A 16,467-nucleotide genomic window follows, 5' to 3' on the forward strand; every position below is an offset into this window, starting at 1 on the left:
GTTCTCCCCTTAGATGCCTTTATACTTCACTCTTTAGATCGATCCAAAGGAAGCTCAACTACAATCTGACAGCCTGCTCCTGGTTCTGTATTTAAATGTAGAACGCCCTCTACAGCCATCACCCGCTCTCGCATTCCTCGGATGCCAAATCCGGTCATTGTTTTTGGCTCTGGCTTGAATCCTCGACCGTTATCCTCAATCGCTAAACGCACGTTGTCTGAGATCGTACTGATGTCAATTTTTACAGCTGTCGCCTGGGCATATTTACTAATATTCGTGAGTGCTTCTTGTACAACTCGGTAAAGCGTTTTCACCTGCTTCGGAGGTACACAAATCTGCACGTCGATCTCGATCTCGGTTGAGACACCAGTGCCTTGACGAAAATCGTCCACTAACGATTCGATCGCCTCTTCTAAGGGCGGTTCTTCCCGCACATCTGCCCGCAACGTACTGACCGAGCGCCGGACTTCTCGAATCGCTGCATTAGTTAATCGTAGCGCCTGCTCTAGAAAGGGTCGGACTTTGCCAGGAGCGCGTTGCCAAAGCTTTATCGCCGTTTGCAATTGAATATTTTGAGCGGTGAGCGTATGCCCTAAAGAATCGTGAATCTCACGGGCAATGTGGTTGCGCTCTTGCACTGCTGCTAATTCTTCAATCTGCAAGGCATATTGCCGCATCTGTTCGTGGGCAATGGCAAGTTGTTCCTTCGCTTGGCGCTCGGACAGCAACGTAGTGACTAATCTGACGACAAAGAATAATCCCAAGCCAAACATCAACGTTTCGGCGATCAGGTGCATCCAGAACAGATGGCGATCGGCTGGTTGTACCAGCAAGGTGATGTTTTGCACGTAGCGCACTTGGTGAACTAGAAACAGTAAAAAACTTAGCCCTGCCACCACCCAACGTCCCGATGGTTGAAACAGAAAGCAACTTTGAATTAACACGATCAGGTATAGGGTAGGCAGGACGTGCAAATACCCTAGAGTCGCACCATAAAAAACTAAGGCAATTTCGATCCCCACATAAGTTACTTTATAAAAAAGCTTGCCGCGAGGTAATAAGGCAGCCATGATGCTCAGGATGACAAGGACAAGGACGTGTTGAACGGGAAATTGCTGCTGTTCGAGCGATTCCATGACGGCAAACGAAAAACACGTCGCGATCATCGTCCATTCAGCATAGAGCAAAAAACGAAAAGGATTCGCTTCACATTTAAGGGACTGTAGGAAGGCATTCATGGTAGCTGTTGCAGCAATGCTTTCTTTTACTATTACTGCAAACTGTATTGCTGTACCATACTCCTTCCGTCGTGTATTCACAAATCCGTCATCAGCGATCGATATAGAGAAATCTAGTTCTCTATCAACGAAAGTTAGACCGAAACTAGTTGACTTTTGTGACTAAACGAAGACCTTTTTCAGAGGCACATCCCCAATTAATCTTTCTAGTGGGACTTTAAAACTTTCTAAGCCCAAATATAGCCGAACTTAGCTCTGTGAGAGGCAAATACATCAACATGCTCATTAAGCCAGCGGACCAAACGAAACTCGACTGCGGTGCGGAATGCCTCCAATGCTTCGGCAAAGGTTTGTAAGGGTTTGGTTGCCCAACGTCTGCGGAATCCGCCGGTCAACTGATGCCAAAGGATGAAGGTGTAAGCGATGAACACTAAAACCCAATGACGCTTCATACTCAGAGCATCCCGAACTTGATACTCACTCAAACCCAACCAGCCCTTGGCTTCTCGATAGAAGACCTCCACCCAGTTGCGAGCAGAATATGTTTGAGCTACCCAAGCCGCACTGACTTGGTTGTCAGAGGCATTGGTGAGAAAGTAATCCACCTCCGTCGCTTGCTCGAAACTAGAGGCATTGAGTTGAATCGCCAGCCAGCGAGTGCCTTCGAGCTTCGGAACGTGAACTGGTAACAGCGCCACCCAAACTGTCCGGGGCTGCTCCAGATTGAGTTGCACAGGTGTGAACTGCTCCACTGCCAAGGTTTGAGCAATAGCTTCTAATCCCTGCTTACGAGCAGACTCATCACCTGATGTTTGAGCAGTAACTTGGCGGTTTTTGGCGATTGCTGCCACGTAAGTTAGGTTTCTCGACTCCAACTGCTTGAGAAAAGGCGTGTTATTACCGTAGCCTGCATCAATTACAGTCACACCCGGTCGATAACCGCGCTTCAAGCATTGGTCAACCAAGTCTAGAGCCAGGTCAGGTTTTTTCTGGAAGTTGGGGTCTGCCTTGCCTTGCTCGAATAAACTTGCGTGTTGATAGAGTGCAACATCTAACGGCAGACGTCGCACTCCATCATACAAGTAGGTAGTCAGCAGCACAATACCATTGTCAGTCTTGCCAATCTCCCCAATGTACTGCCGTCCTACCCCATCAGTAGCCGCACCACTTTTGCGATGTCCCGAATCATCTACAATCAATGTGAAACCTTGACTCGGGGTCGTCTGGCGACACTGGTGCATCACCTCCAACCGCCGATTATTTAGCTTGACTTCATCCCAAGGGGCATTGTTGAGAAAATGTCTGAGGCTGTTGTAGGAGCCATCTACTGTATTTGTGACCAGTTGGCTCAGGTTTTTGCGCTGACTCTCACCCAGCAGTCCCCCTAGATAAACACGAAATTCCTGCCGCTGCTTCTGACGCGAAAATACATCATCAAACCGACGACACCAGTTCTCAAAGCACTGCGGCATCGCTGCTGGTACTTGATCTTTCACCTTACGTTGCTCCTGTCGAGACTGACGTAAAACGCAACTCCTACCCGCATTCTAGCTCAATTTGCTCCATCTTTCTTACAAAGTCCCACTAGGATGAATGGGATTTGAGCATGAGAACGAATCGTTCCTGACAGTGACACAAATCAAAGAATTTTCTGACAACCAGAGGAGGATTGTATGAGACGAGTGCGTGCGAAATCCAACAGTTGCTAAATGGCTGAATTCACCGCACAGCAAAGAATATAACTTTTGACAATTTTAGCAACGCCCAACAACAGCTCGACCGCGCAACTAAGGAGGTAGTTTGATGGTATTACTGCAAACAACAGAGGCACAGGAGTTAGAACAAGCATGGCGATCGCGCTTAGCTAGCGACTGCCTGTCACAAAGCACAGCCACGAGAGAAAGTATACTTCGGTGGTTGCTCGGTGAGGACTTGGCAAGATATGACAATCTCACGAGCGAACAATTAGAAATTGCCAAACAAGCAATTTCCTATCGCTATTCAATTTTGCAACATTTTTACCTCAATGTTTCGCCCCAACGGGGTTATCGCCATTTGATCCAACGGCTAGCTAGCGTGCCGATTCTGCGTCGGAAAATTCGCGCTTTAGTTACTCAAAGTTGCGATCGCCAACGCACCGTTATCGATTTCTTGCAAGAAATACTACACGAATTATTACAACGCGATCGCTACATGCAACAACAAGTAGCATGGATAGCTAAATGTACTAGCGTTCCCAGACTGCGTAATCTGCTGCTGTTTGCCAGTTTAGAAGAGTACTGTTTGCGTCCAATTCGGAATCAACCTTTGATCTCTTACCGCATTATCAACTATCTACACCGCAGCAAACGAGGTGGTTTGACGCAGCTCCCCAAGAGAGATTTTGTCAAGTTGGTGTCTGGGGAAGACCTAGACCGAGATAGTGACAGTACGTTCAGTTGGCTGGATGGCGAAGCCATTGCCACGTATCGAGAAACGCAAGCTTGGGAAACGCAACAGGTATTGCGTCATGCTGTTCGAGCGGAACTTTCTCGTTATTTAGAAGCAAAGGTGGATACAGCAGCAGTGCAGTGGCTCCAGCTTTACCTTCAAGGCTGGACGCAACAGGCGATCGCCACTCATTTGAATTTAGATGTTTGCTCTGTTTACCGACTGCGGGAAAAAGTTGTTTACCATGCGCTGCGAAATTTCGTGCGACAAAATCAGCCTCTTGTACGTAGTTGGCTAGAGGATGCTGGAGAAACCTCATAAATATCTTAACAACATAGTTGAAGAAGAACAGAGATTTATTAATTAGTTTGTCGATTGAGATAAATTATCTCGATCGCTTTTTCTCTTCAACGTTGAATTTGAGACTTTACTTCTACTTCACCTCTATCGTAAGACGTAGATTACACTACTGTACATTCACAAATTAGATGTCGCTATTTCACTTATTGATGTCGTTGTTATTTTAAACTACAACTCTTACTCGATAAAGGTTTTACTTATCCTGCTATGTAATTAGCTCGGTTGCTGAGCAGCACTAATTTGTTAACAGTAGATTGGAATCATTAAGGTAGGTAAATTTTTAGCAACAACATTAATGCGTTAAGAACGACATTATTTTGTGAATAACAACATCTAATTTTTGAAGGTACAATTATAGATAAATTTTATAGGCTACGGTAAAATAAATACCTATATAGTATACTGGAATAAAATCGCTAATTCATAAAAAAACAGTAAATCTTGGCTTAGAATTTAAGCTATTTCATTCAACAAGAAGAACAATTAGTATTACGAAATACATGGATTAAATTAGAAAAGGGCAAACTTTAGGAATAGAAAAAGGAGACATTCAAGCTTCTATATAATTCGGATCTCAAATTTTTGGACTTGCTAACTAATCAGCTCTAATTGATTCAGATTTATTGTTCTTCAAAAGTTTTTGCAACAGAACCGTATGAATTACGCCCCGAGGAGGCTGGGATATGGCTGAGGTAAAACTGACCCCTATGGAAACCAACCAGAAGCCGGGCGGTGATTTCGATGTAGCGATCGTCGGTGCCGGGTTCGCCGGACTCTACATGCTGCACCGCCTGCGCGGAGTTGGTCTCTCTGCCCGCGTGTTCGAGGCGGGTAGCGGTGTCGGCGGTACGTGGTTTTGGAATCGCTATCCGGGGGCGCGGTGCGATGTTGAGAGTATGGAGTATTCCTACCAGTTCTCCGATGAGCTGCAACAAGAGTGGGTGTGGACGGAGCGCTACGCCTCGCAACCAGAAATTCTGCGATATCTCAATCACGTTGCGGATCGCTTCGATCTGCGGCGTAATATCCAACTCAACACGCGCGTGCTAGCCGCCACCTTCAATGAGACGGCAGGGCGCTGGATCGTCGAGACGAGCGCGGGCGACCGAGTGTCGGCACAATTTTGCGTGATGGCGACGGGATGCCTCTCGTCCACGAATACACCAAACTTCAAAGGGCGCGATCGCTTCGCCGGGTCGTCGTATCACACTGGTAACTGGCCGCACGAGGGAGTTGATTTCACCGGCAAGCGGGTCGGCATCATCGGCACGGGCTCGTCAGCCATTCAGTCCATTCCCCTGATCGCGCAGCAGGCATCCCACCTCTTCGTGTTCCAGCGCACCCCCGCCTATACCATTCCCGCGCACAACAACCCGCTAGACCCAGAGGTGCAGCGAGAAGTCAAAGCCAACTACACCAATTTCAGAGCACGCAACAAGCTGCTGCCCTCCGGTCTCAACATTCGTCACAACGAGGTCTCAGCGTTGGCAATGTCGCCCCAAGAGCGGCAGCGCGAATACGAGGAGCGATGGGCGCATGGCGGGTTACCGTTCCTCGGCGCATTTGCCGACTTGTTGCTCAGCAAGGAAGCTAACGATACGGCAGCAGAGTTTATTCGTGAGAAAATCCGCGAGACCGTGCGCGATCCGGTCATTGCCGAGAAGCTGTCGCCTCGCACTGTCGTCGGCTGCAAGCGCTTGTGTGTCGATACGGAATACTACCAAACGTTCAATCGGTCAAACGTCACCTTGGTCGATGTGAGCAGCTCGCCGATCGAGGAGATTACGAAGCACGGACTCACGGTGAAGGGCAAAGAATACGAGCTTGATGCCATTGTGTTCGCCACTGGGTATGACGCGATGACGGGCTCATTACTAAAAATCGATATTCGCGGCAAGGGCGGGCGATCGCTCAAGGAGACGTGGGCTGAGGGACCGCGCACGTATCTCGGACTTGCGACAGCTGGCTTCCCAAACCTGTTCTTTATAACTGGTCCCGGCAGTCCTTCCGTGCTGACGAACATGATTCCGTCCATCGAGCAGCACGTTGAATGGATCGTCGACTGCGTTCTCTACGTTCGCGCTCGCGGCTTTGCGTGTATCGAGCCAACGCTAGCGGCGCAAGATGCTTGGGTGAGCCACGTTAATGAAGTGGCAGGTGCCACGCTCTTTCCTACGTGCAACTCGTGGTATTTGGGGGCGAACATCCCTGGTAAGTCGCGCGTGTTCATGCCCTACCTCGGCTTCCCCCCATACGTGGAGAAATGCGACGACGTTGCGGCAAAAAACTACGAAGGATTCGTATTGATTCGGGGCAATGACGACGAAAGACAGGCTACACTTCCCGTGACTAACTAACGGGGTGCTACAAGTAACGGAACAAAGAACTGGAATAAGGACTTGACTTAAAGGATAACTGCTCTTTTTTCCATGTATATACGCAAAGAAAGTCAAAGTTTTGAACAATTAATTAGAATCAGTAGATCGAAAATTTTCTAACAAAGGCGTAGAGTTAGGCAAGCATTAATCAAAGTTGAGCCATGACCCTATCATCCCCATCCTCATTAGGAAGCGTAATAAATTATTGTGTTTTGTAGTACGCCGTTGAAAACCTCAAGCTTAATGAGAATGAGCGACGAAAAAAATAGGAAATTAAGTCGTGCAATTCTCAATAAATTAATCATTTGTGAACGGCGTGTTTCAATGTAGTGCAAGGCATAATAATTTATTACGCTCCCCTGCTGCTCTGGCTCTAGTGCAGAAAGCGATCTAACTTGACATTCGTTGGTTGGCAAAATTTGACAACCATTGGTTGTCAAATTTTCAAAAATATCTGCCCCAGCAATTAAATAGTTAGCAGCCTGACGAGTAAATCCAAAGCGATCGCGGCAGTAGGTCTCAAATGTCTTATGAGTAGAGCGATACAGCCGTTGCTCCCGCAATTGGGCAAGTGCCTTACCTGCCTGATAGAATGCCTGCTCTACCCTCAACTCCAACTGAGCGCGATTGCGTTCTTCGTCGTGGGTAAGTTCTTCTAAAATTTCTACTTGAGTAGTTTCCATAGATATTAATGCACTAGACTCGCCTGTAGAAAAGGATTCAGTAACAAGTTTCTTTTTATTCATAAAATCTAAAGGAGTTGAGCTGAAGGGGTGACAGCGAGGCTAGAAAGCAGGCAGAATCAATGCCGTAGCCTGTAGACCTCTGTAAAAATAGAACAGTTTCTGAGGCTAAGCTCGTATCAATGTAGACGCTAAATCTGCCCATTCCTAAGAAAGCGCCTACCCAGAGCTGACCATATAAACCAATCCAAAAAGCACTATGTCGGCGGCACGTTCGTTTTAACTCGTTTAACCGTCCCACATATTTTTGTACTCCCATATGTCGGCTATGACGACCAGAGAAAACAGCGCAACTGTAGGCAATAGTAATTAGTAAAATTAAAGCAATTAAGTGCTGATTGGTAGTATAAATTGTTGCTAAATTATAGCCATCTGTTTTACAATATTCAAACATGGCTTCGATGCCACTACGACATTTGAATGCTTTCAGTGCTGCTTTGAGGCTAGGTAGATTTGTGAGTAGGTATCATCTAGATAGTTTGAGTTTTTCACGATACTTACGCTTGTAATTTCTAGCCAAGTTAAACTTACCAAATTCTCGTTGGTTAGTTGATTGAATGTTTTGTAAGAAGAAAGATACTCCAGGAGCTAAATTCAACTTTGCTTGGACTGTAACCAGTTGGCTGGTTTTATACTAAGTAGTAGGGCATAATTAAACGTAAGATAGAGAAAAGCCAAAAACTTGCTGATTTTGACCACTCATGCCTGCTCCTTTACGTATCGTTTTGACAGAGTCAGAAGACCGGACGTTGAGTGAACTTCGGGTTGCCAAAACCGTTGCTCAACGTACCCGAGATCGAGCACAAATGCTTCGACTCAATGCTCAAGGATGGGTAGTGCCAGCGATTGCCGAAATTTTTGAGTGCCAAGAGCAGACAGTGCGCGAAACCATCCGCCGTTGGCAGCAGCAAGGGTTAGGTGGATTATGGGATGCTAGTGGACGAGGAGCTAAAGCCAAATGGCAAGAAGCAGACATGGCCTACCTAGAACAATGCCTAGAGCAAGAAGCCAGAACCTATAATAGTCAACAGCTAGCCCAGAAGCTAGAGCAAGAACGACAGGTAAACCTAAGTGCTGACCGGATTCGCCGCATTCTAAAAAAAAGGGCTTTAGTTGGAAGCGGACTCGACACTCGCAACGGGGCAGACAAGATCCTGAGTACAAAGCACTCAAGCAAGCCGACTTAGACACACTCCAACTAGCTGCCTGTGAAGGGTACATTGACCTGAAGTATCTTGACGAATCGGGATGTTGTCTGGAAAGTCCAGTCAGTTATAGTTACTCTCGCATTGGAGAGCAGAAACACCGAAGAGCAGGTCAAATCCTATGGAGACCGCATTAGTATTCTAGGGATATGGCAACCAGAGCAGTCGTTTGACTATGCTCTGGTACAAGGCAGTTTCCACAAGGAACGCTATGTTAAAGTGATGAACGCTCCTTGCCCAAAAGAGTGAGCAGACATTGCTACAAACCGGACGGCTCACAGTCGTGGTGCAAGATAATGGTTCGGCTCATACCAGTCATCTTGCCCGTGAGCACTGGCAGCAGTGGCAGTCGAAAGGGCTATATCTCTTTTTTCTCCCCCAATACAGTTCACATATGAATCTGATTGAAGCGCAGTGGCATCAACTCAAAACCCATGAAATAGCCGGAAGGATTTTTGATAACGAGTATGATTTAGCGAATGCCATGATTGAGGGCATGGAGAATCGAAGTCAACAAGGGGGATGGACACTGGAACGTTTTATGTTTAAATCTGCCTAGCTACTTATGAACCTTTCTATCTCCTAACAGCAGTATTTGATAGCCTTTAAACAATCGTTGCACTGGAAGAATTAATGCTTTTTGTTCGTTGAAATTGCTGCATCCTCTTTTTGATAACAATTACCAATAGACGGGATTTGCTCGTCGGTATTCAACTAAACTGAGAACAAAAATATTCCGGTCGCGCCATTATGTTCTGTCAATTGCTAGTATCAGTGGATTGGACGAGCGACAGTAAGTACAAATACTACTCTTACCAGTCTGCCTCGAATTTTTGCAACAACACAACCGTTGAGGGATGCGCTTGCCAGAGCGGAACTCGATCGCCTTTATTACTGGGGCAAAGGCTTCAGATAGAAATTGAATCGATGTCGATTCGGACTATCTGCTACAAGATACTGGGTAGTGGCTAGGGGAGTGAAAACATAAGGCTCAAATTGCTGTAGGCTCTGGCATTGTTCGAGCGCCGAAAATGGCTGAAACCCCAGTATGTCATTCCATCCAAACACTAAAATACCTCCCGATCTCAAGCATTGAAAACATTGCTGAAATGAGGTTTCGGTAGCCTCTCTAGTATCAATTCCGTAGCCGAAAACGCCATTACAAATTATCAGGTCGAAGTAATTAGTCGTGAAATGCTCGCTCAAGTTCAATAGCGAACCAACAACGTGCTTTTTGGCACCGTACTTTTTCTTGACCGGATCGATTTCTATCGTCCAGTATTTCTTACTTCTGAAATAGCGATTATACGGTTTGGTGTACCAATCGCTACCAATGAAGAGAATTCGCTGAAATTCCTGACGCTCGACAAAGTAAGGAATAATTGTATCTTCAAGCACGTAGCGATCGGGAAAATTTAAGTGTAGGCTCAGAGCTGATTTATAAAGTAAAAATCAAGCAGCTAGTCGTCTCAGCATCAGCCGTACCATAGCAGCGTAGACCATAGATTCACTTATTTCCGGTAGGAGTTCATAATCCTTACTTAGTCGTCGATAGCGTCCTAGCCAGCCAAAAGTTCGTTCAACTACCCATCTTCTGGGCAAAACTTCAAACCCATCTGTAATCCGCTTAACTATTTCTACTTCTGCACCGCAGACTACCATTACAGCTTGTGCAAAATTCTCTCCACTGTAGCCACTATCTGCCCAAATTAGCTCTAAAGACTTAGAGTTATAGCACTCTTCTAGCAATGCCACTATTGCTCCTAATCGTTCTGAAGCATTAGCTTCGGTGATTACTACACCCATTAGTAGTCCTTGAGGATCTACTACGACATGGCGTTTGCGACCTTTAACTAGCTTGCCGCCATCAAAGCCGGATACTTCCCCTTTTTTCCGTCGTTTTTACGGACTGGCTATCCACAATTGCAGCAGTAGCTTGATGAGATTTGCCCAGCTTCATCCGTACTTGTTCACGTAAGGCAAGATTTATCTGCTGCCAAATTCCTCGTTTTTGCCAACGCCGAAAGTAATAATAAACCGTTGAATAGGGTGGGAAGTCATGTGGTAGCATCTCCCAAGCACAGCCAGTTTTCAGCAAATAAAAGATGGCATTTACTACCTCACGCATATCCACAGTACGTGGATGTCCTCCTGGTCTTACAGGTGGAATTAATGGTTCAATGATTTGCCATTCTCGATCGGTTAAATCACTTTTGTAAGCTTTTCTACTCATGAGGCAATGCTTTGGGCTACTGTCTTGTCATAGTAAAAGCCTCTTGCCTCCATTCTCGCTGCTTTCAACTTTTCTTTATAAATGACCTCTCAAACCTCGCACTTTGACAACTGCTAACCAGCCAAGTAGACGTTGAATTCTTTCTACTACAGGCTGAGGTAGAAATGCTTTAGTAATTTCTTTAGTTTGTTTAAGGATCGACATCACTACATCAAAGGTAATTTTCTAGGTAGTACTGAGTCAGAAAACACGATCGCAACCGCAATAGTCCGATCTCCTTTATCCATTACGTAAATCCGACCTCTGTGGCGAATTGTGAAGAGGCGATGAGCGATCGCAATGTGGTGCGATTTTGGGTAATATTTGTCAGAATTTTTTGAATTGCGGCTTCGGTTTGTTGTCTACAGCAGACGTTGCTTCATCTAAAATCAGTATTGGTGGGTCTTTGAGAATTGCACAGGCGGTAACTAAGCTCACGCAACGCTTACGCAATTCTTTGTCTTTGTCCGCTACACACTTGTTCGCGTTTGCCGACAATTGTGCGGCGGGTGCAGCGTCTTGTTGGGCAGAGGTTGGCGATTTATAGCGACATTCTTTCGATAGGCTCTGATTCGCTGCTCACGCGCAACACGATTTTGCCCAGATAATGCTGTTTCATCGCTGAGTGCGCAAGCGCGGCTTCTTCGAGCCCAAACGTCTGCGCGATGCGAACTTGAAACTCACCAACGCTCACCAATCGGTTGAGTCGGTCGAACAACATCGGGTCGGCGAAGCCATTTGCCTTCTTGAGTTCCACACCGTCGAGCGCTTTGGGTTCGGGCATTACGCCGTTAGGAAAGGCGATGATTCCGCCCCGACGCACCAAACACAGCGTGGATTGAACGTCGTCGCCGCCCACTAGCACCAGCGCGGTATCGAAGCCGTCAGGCGCAAAAGCGCGGGCGCGTTGCACAACGTCATCGCTGCGTCCGTCCACCGCTTCATCAGCGCCCAACTGCTTAACCAACTCTACGCCGTCTGCACCCGATGCAATGGCGAAAACGCTCGCGCCCATGCGCTTAGCCAGTTGCAGCGCGACGTGACCGACACCGCCGCTCGCGCCCCACAGCATCAATTTGATTTCGTTGCCCGTCCCCAGTGCCTCCAAATTGCGTAGCGCTGTCGCACCAGCAATCGGCAGTCCGCCTGCCATCAGCATATCGAGACGATCGGGCATCGGCGCGACCGTCTTTTCGGATACGACGACGTATTGCGCGTAGGAACCGCCCTTGTCGTTCATAAAGCTTTGCGCATAAACGCGATCGCCGACGGCAAAACGCTTGACGCGATCGCCGACGGCGGCGATGATACCCGCACATTGTCGCCGCTTAGCACGCGCGGGAAGTGGACTTCGTTATACACCAGTTCGCCTTCACGCTCCATCGCATCCCAGATGCCAACTCCGGCGATCTCGATGCGAATCAAAACTTCGCCCGCGTCCACCGTAGGCACAGGTAAGGTGTGCAAAGTTAGCTTATCGGGTTCGCCGAACTCGTCTACAGCCATTGCTTTCATTTGCTGGGGAGTGTTTTGCATGAGTAGGTTCTCCTGTAATTGCTTCGGCCCCCTGAAGGGCAAAAATTGTTCCGTCTGACGACGGTGAGTATCCAAATAGATATTGGAGCTTCAGTCAAACTGCGCTTCGCGGCCCAACTAACGGTTAACGAAGGGCATCAGTGCTTCGGCGTAGCGAGTTCCGGCGGCAGCGCCGATCGGTAAAATTGCTTCGATTTGTTGCAGTTCGCTATCAGTCAACACGATGTCCAATGCACCCACATTTTCATGCAGTCGTGCTTGACGTTTCGTTCCGGGAATGGGAATGATATCTTCACCTTTTGCTAGCAACCAAGCGAGTGCAAGTTGAGCAGGCGTACACTGCTTCTTTGCAGCAATTTGCTTGACTTTTTCGACTAGTTCTAAGTTGCGATAAAAATTCTCGCCTTGAAAACGAGGACTGTGCCGCCGCCAATCGTCGGGTGCAAAGTTATCGGGTGATTGAAAGGCTCCGGTTAAAAAGCCGCGTCCCAGCGGTGAGTAAGCAACTAAACTCGTTCCCAATTCTCGACACACGGGCAGCAAATCGGTTTCAGGCTCTCGCGTCCAAAGACTATATTCAGTTTGCAGCATCGCAATCGGATGCACCTGAGCCGCTCGACGCAGGGTATCAGCACCTGCTTCTGAGAGTCCGGCATAGCGCACTTTACCGTCTTGAATCAGGTCGGCGATCGCGCCAATCGTGTCCTCGATCGGCACATTCGGATCGACTCTGGAGGGATAGTACAGATCGATGTAGTCTACCCCCAAACGCTGTAGGCTATAAGCCAAAAAGTTTTGCACGGCAACCGGACGACTATCATATCCGTTAAAGTTGCCTTTGCGGTCGCGCAGCGATCCGAACTTCACGGAGATGAATACGTTGTCACGGGGAATCCCTTTGATGGCTTCTCGAATCAGCAACTCATTGTGACCCATGCCGTAGAAGTCACCCGTATCGAGCAAGTTAATACCCAGATCGATTGCGGCTCGAATGGTCGCGATACTTTCAGCCTCATTGCTTTGGCGATCGCCGTAGAAATCGGACATCCCCAGGCAGCCTAAGCCCAATGCTGAGACTTGCGCGTCGGTTTTTCCAAGTTTGCGGTATTTCACGATCTTGCTCCTTTGATTAATGAGGGCATCTAGTGAGGTTGATTCAGTTCATCCTCCATTGCACGATTTTTCTGATTCAAACGCTTGAGCTTTGGAATTGCGACAATCATGATTGCGACCGAGATCAGCACTTGAACTGTAGCCGACCAATAAGGTGCAGATTGACTCACAGCTTGATATAGCCAACCAGCCCACAACGGTCCAATCACTTGCGCGAGCGCCATCACCGCAGCAATGCTGCCTTGAACCCGCCCTTGAAGATCCGCGCTCATGCTTTTTGACATTGCTCCGGTGAGACAGGTCTGCACGAGCGGTTGTCCCAGTGCATAGACCACCATTCCGCCGTAAACCAGTTGCAAAGCGCCTGTAACTGGAAATAAACCAATCAGAAAGAATCCCAATCCTGCGATCGATCCACCCGCAATTGCCAACCGAATCTCTTGAAACCGTCGGAGTAGCAGCGGTAAGGCAACAAGCTGCATTAAGACCACAATGATTCCGAAAGTGACTAATAAAGGAGAAATTTGCTCTGGTGTCCAATTGAGTCGATCGGAAAGCAAGCTTGGCAAGTTAGACGAAGGCACAATCACAATCGTCCAGAACAGCAGATAACTCAGGAGCAGCAGTCGGAGTTGCGGAAACTGCAAGATGTCACGCGCTTGAGTTAGTGGATTCAGGTGACTGAGCGGAAGTTCTGTTGCTCTTTGTGCAGGTAGCAAACTTTCCGGCATTGAGAAATAGCCCCAGATCGCAGCAAAAACGAGCACCGCGATCAACACATAGAGCGGTGTAGCTGGGCTACTCCGTGAGAAAAAACCACTTGTGGCTGGTCCAATAATAAACCCTGAAGCAATTGCAGCAGTGAGAAAAGCAAAGTAGCGAGTGCGAACGTTAGATTTGGTTGTATCTGCTACATAGGCAAAAGCGGTGCTAATCCAACAGTCAGACACGCCTGCAATCATCCAGCCCACAAACAGCACCCACAATGCTCCACCGATCGCAAACATCGAAAAGCCGAGGACTGCGCTACATAAGCTCACTAGCATGACCACTCGTCGCCCGTAGCGATCGCTGATTGCTCCCAGGCTAGGCGCGCTGAGGAATTGTGCAAAAGAATAGCTCGAAAACATCAACCCGATGATGAAGGCATTTCCACCATATTGCTCGACTAAAGCGGGCAAGATCGGGCCAATGAGTCCAATATAAAACGTACTCAGAAATGCAGCAAAGAGAATAAATGGAGGCACCGACGAGGTAGCTGAGGCGAGCGTATCATATTCATTTCTGACTCCCTATCGTGGTAGCTTTACGGTTTGCCAGCTCTTGGATGTACTGCTGCATCGTGCGGGGTTCTCGCCCCAGAATGGCTTGCAGTATGAGGGCGTTGCCGCCAGGAAAATCATATTGGTCGTAGTAGGCGTACAGTTGCCTAAAACCCTCGCGAAGGGTTCCTTCAGGGATGCGTACAGCCTGCACCCACTCGTCGAATGACAGTTCACCCGCTTCGATGGTCTGTCCGATTGCCTCGCCGATCATTGCTGCTATTTCTACACGACTGACCATACCAGGAGCACAGAGTTCAAACGTGCCATAGCCCAACTTGTCTTCAGTCAGTGCCAGCGCTGCTACTTCCGCCACATCGCGGTAGTCTACGTAGGCTGCCTTCAAATGTTTGGAGTAGGGCAGGGAGAAGTGACCCTGCTCAAGCACAACACTCCAGTCCCGCTCAAGATTCTGTTGCATAAACCTAGTGGGCTGCAACACAGTAAATTCCATGCCCGACTCATACAGTGCTTCCTCGACCGGACACTTGGCTGCATGGTTACTGAGCTTGGAGAGCGACGGGTGGATGACACCGGAGAAGACGAACTTACGGACACCCGCCACTTTAGCAGCCTCAACCATTGCTACGCCCATCTCTGCTTCATCCGGTGCAAGGGCGGGGTTAATGTGAAACACACCGTCCACTCCAGCAGCAGCAGTACGAAGACTTTCTGGGTTACGGAGGTCTGCGATCGCTGCCTCATCCACGCCCTGCTGCCGCGCTGCATCTACTTTGTCTTTGTCCCGTACCAACGCGCGAATGGTGACACCACGCTGTTTCAGCTCAGGCACAACTAGGCTGGCATACTTGCCAGTTGCGCCAATCATCAATACTTTCATTGTCACCTCATTGTCTTCGGTTTTGTTCCAAAAATTGGAGCTACAAAAGTCTCTCAGTGACTCTTGGCTCATGCAGCCACTCCGAGAATTTTGGTGATGAAGTTCTGTTGAGCCACCACACCTTATTTCATCGATGCCACGAACTCGGCAAAGCGATCGTTTAACTGTTCGCGTGAGGCACGGCGTGCTGTCTCGGAGAAGCCATAGCCTACTTCTAGTTCGCCTGCGGCAACTCGCGCCATGACCGAATCAACAAACACGTCCACGGGAACGCCATCGGTATGAATTCCAACTCCACCCAAATCGGTATTCACTGCAGGCGGTGCGATCTCGATGACTTGGATCGAGGTAGTGTCTAGTTCAGCCCGCAAAGATACGGTAAATGAATGAATAGCAGCCTTAGTGGCAGCATAGACGGGTGCAAACAGGGCTGGCACGAAAGCTAAACCCGAAGAGACGTTAATGATCGCCGCTTTTGGTTGTGCGCGAAATTGACTCAGCACTAGCGCCGCGAGATGGACTGGTGCTTCTAGATTGATGGCGATTTCCTGCTGACGGCTCGACCAGTCGGCAGGATCGATTGCAAAGCGCTCCCGTCGCTGAATTCCAGCATTGTTAACCAGTACATTAAAATCTGGGTATTCGGCAATCGCCCAGACAATTAGTTCCTCGCGACTTGTGGCGTTTGCGACATCAGCCACGCAGGTCTTCAATCCGGGATGTGCCGCCTGCACCTCAGCCAGCTTGTCTGCACGACGACCGCAGATGACGACTTCGCTACCCGCATCAAGAAAATGTTTTGCGATCGCCAGACCGATGCCAGTGCCGCCACCGGTGACTAGTACCGTATTGTCAGAAAGATCCATGAGTTGCCTCCAAATATAGTACGATATGTGTCCGAATACTCGATCGGTACTCGTCATTTGGGCACAGGGCTGCTGGTTGAGAATCACTGTGTTCTATGCGAGTTCGCCGTTCGCGTATCTGTGTTCCCTTGATTTCAATTAAGCCAGACTCAACCTTTGTGTT

15 protein-coding genes and 2 pseudogenes are annotated in these 16,467 nt (G+C 48.2%); 3 read left to right on the plus strand and 14 right to left on the minus strand.

Features of this window, described 5'->3' with window-relative positions:
• Positions 1–26: 26 nt before the first annotated feature.
• A complete protein-coding gene (locus tag N4J56_RS37890) occupies positions 27–1,238 on the minus strand; it encodes a sensor histidine kinase (protein WP_317112099.1) in 1,212 nt (403 codons plus the stop codon).
• Between the two features lie 227 nt (positions 1,239–1,465).
• Complete coding sequence (locus N4J56_RS37895) at positions 1,466–2,734, minus strand: IS701 family transposase (RefSeq protein ID WP_317104593.1); 1,269 nt, start codon at positions 2,732–2,734, stop codon at positions 1,466–1,468.
• A 307-nt stretch (positions 2,735–3,041) separates the two neighbouring features.
• Here N4J56_RS37895 and N4J56_RS37900 point away from each other — a divergent pair, with 307 nt between their 5' ends.
• Together N4J56_RS37900 and N4J56_RS37905 are read left to right on the plus strand one after the other, a co-directional pair.
• Positions 3,042–3,989: a HetZ-related protein 2 gene (locus N4J56_RS37900; RefSeq protein WP_127024294.1), complete on the plus strand. Its 948-nt coding sequence runs from the start codon at positions 3,042–3,044 to the stop codon at positions 3,987–3,989.
• A 722-nt stretch (positions 3,990–4,711) separates the two neighbouring features.
• A complete protein-coding gene (locus N4J56_RS37905) occupies positions 4,712–6,385 on the plus strand; it encodes an NAD(P)/FAD-dependent oxidoreductase (protein WP_317112101.1) in 1,674 nt (557 codons plus the stop codon).
• A 206-nt stretch (positions 6,386–6,591) separates the two neighbouring features.
• On the opposite strand, the gene N4J56_RS37910 is transcribed toward N4J56_RS37905, so the two are convergent.
• Together N4J56_RS37910 and N4J56_RS37915 are read right to left on the minus strand one after the other, a co-directional pair.
• Complete coding sequence (locus tag N4J56_RS37910; RefSeq protein ID WP_317112102.1) at positions 6,592–7,089, minus strand: hypothetical protein; 498 nt, start codon at positions 7,087–7,089, stop codon at positions 6,592–6,594.
• Between the two features lie 55 nt (positions 7,090–7,144).
• Positions 7,145–7,543, minus strand: coding sequence for a hypothetical protein (locus N4J56_RS37915; RefSeq protein WP_317112104.1), 399 nt, complete (start codon positions 7,541–7,543; stop codon positions 7,145–7,147).
• 307 nt (positions 7,544–7,850) lie between these two features.
• On the opposite strand from N4J56_RS37915, the pseudogene N4J56_RS37920 reads away from it, so the two are divergent.
• Positions 7,851–8,913 (plus strand): annotated as a pseudogene (locus N4J56_RS37920) (IS630 family transposase).
• Positions 8,914–9,245: 332 nt separating this feature from the next.
• On the opposite strand, the gene N4J56_RS37925 reads toward N4J56_RS37920, so the two are convergent.
• The 10 genes and pseudogenes from N4J56_RS37925 to N4J56_RS37965 form a co-directional block, all read right to left on the minus strand.
• Positions 9,246–9,752 carry a methyltransferase domain-containing protein gene (locus N4J56_RS37925; protein ID WP_317112106.1) on the minus strand — a complete coding sequence of 169 codons (507 nt, stop codon included), beginning with the start codon at positions 9,750–9,752 and terminating at the stop codon, positions 9,246–9,248.
• A gap of 54 nt (positions 9,753–9,806) precedes the next feature.
• Positions 9,807–10,587 (minus strand): IS5 family transposase gene (locus tag N4J56_RS37930; protein WP_317105119.1). Its coding sequence is split into 2 segments (ribosomal slippage): positions 9,807–10,251 and positions 10,250–10,587, totalling 783 coding nucleotides; the frame shifts between segments, so codons are not numbered across the junction.
• A 75-nt stretch (positions 10,588–10,662) separates the two neighbouring features.
• Positions 10,663–10,791, minus strand: a complete 129-nt coding sequence (locus tag N4J56_RS37935) for a hypothetical protein (RefSeq protein WP_317112108.1) — start codon at positions 10,789–10,791, stop codon at positions 10,663–10,665.
• Positions 10,792–10,862: 71 nt separating this feature from the next.
• Positions 10,863–11,128 (minus strand): annotated as a pseudogene (locus N4J56_RS41685) (ABC transporter); the annotation flags it as partial.
• A gap of 39 nt (positions 11,129–11,167) precedes the next feature.
• Positions 11,168–11,935 carry a quinone oxidoreductase family protein gene (locus tag N4J56_RS37940; protein ID WP_410500833.1) on the minus strand — a complete coding sequence of 256 codons (768 nt, stop codon included), beginning with the start codon at positions 11,933–11,935 and terminating at the stop codon, positions 11,168–11,170.
• Complete coding sequence (locus N4J56_RS37945) at positions 11,863–12,204, minus strand: hypothetical protein (RefSeq protein WP_317112111.1); 342 nt, start codon at positions 12,202–12,204, stop codon at positions 11,863–11,865. The genes N4J56_RS37940 and N4J56_RS37945 overlap by 73 nt, the downstream gene beginning before the upstream one ends.
• 75 nt (positions 12,205–12,279) lie before the next feature.
• Positions 12,280–13,275, minus strand: a complete 996-nt coding sequence (locus N4J56_RS37950) for an aldo/keto reductase (protein ID WP_317112112.1) — start codon at positions 13,273–13,275, stop codon at positions 12,280–12,282.
• A gap of 29 nt (positions 13,276–13,304) precedes the next feature.
• Positions 13,305–14,522 (minus strand): MFS transporter, encoded by a 1,218-nt coding sequence (locus N4J56_RS37955; RefSeq protein ID WP_317112114.1) that lies wholly within the window; start codon positions 14,520–14,522, stop codon positions 13,305–13,307.
• A 31-nt stretch (positions 14,523–14,553) separates the two neighbouring features.
• Positions 14,554–15,438 carry an SDR family oxidoreductase gene (locus N4J56_RS37960; RefSeq protein ID WP_410500834.1) on the minus strand — a complete coding sequence of 295 codons (885 nt, stop codon included), beginning with the start codon at positions 15,436–15,438 and terminating at the stop codon, positions 14,554–14,556.
• A gap of 122 nt (positions 15,439–15,560) precedes the next feature.
• Positions 15,561–16,304: an SDR family oxidoreductase gene (locus tag N4J56_RS37965; protein WP_317112118.1), complete on the minus strand. Its 744-nt coding sequence runs from the start codon at positions 16,302–16,304 to the stop codon at positions 15,561–15,563.
• Positions 16,305–16,467 lie beyond the last annotated feature (163 nt).

The organism is Chroococcidiopsis sp. SAG 2025, assembly GCF_032860985.1.
Classification (GTDB): domain Bacteria; phylum Cyanobacteriota; class Cyanobacteriia; order Cyanobacteriales; family Chroococcidiopsidaceae; genus Chroococcidiopsis.

Coding starts and splice junctions, on each gene's coding strand:
- N4J56_RS37960 (WP_410500834.1), bottom strand. CDS start 15,438: ATGAAAGTATTGATGATTGGCGCAACTGGCAAGTATGCCAGCCTAGTT.
- N4J56_RS37935 (WP_317112108.1), bottom strand. CDS start 10,791: ATGTCGATCCTTAAACAAACTAAAGAAATTACTAAAGCATTTCTACCT.
- N4J56_RS37915 (WP_317112104.1), bottom strand. CDS start 7,543: ATGTTTGAATATTGTAAAACAGATGGCTATAATTTAGCAACAATTTAT.
- N4J56_RS37965 (WP_317112118.1), bottom strand. CDS start 16,304: ATGGATCTTTCTGACAATACGGTACTAGTCACCGGTGGCGGCACTGGC.
- N4J56_RS37910 (WP_317112102.1), bottom strand. CDS start 7,089: ATGGAAACTACTCAAGTAGAAATTTTAGAAGAACTTACCCACGACGAA.
- N4J56_RS37905 (WP_317112101.1), top strand. CDS start 4,712: ATGGCTGAGGTAAAACTGACCCCTATGGAAACCAACCAGAAGCCGGGC.
- N4J56_RS37900 (WP_127024294.1), top strand. CDS start 3,042: ATGGTATTACTGCAAACAACAGAGGCACAGGAGTTAGAACAAGCATGG.
- N4J56_RS37890 (WP_317112099.1), bottom strand. CDS start 1,238: ATGAATGCCTTCCTACAGTCCCTTAAATGTGAAGCGAATCCTTTTCGT.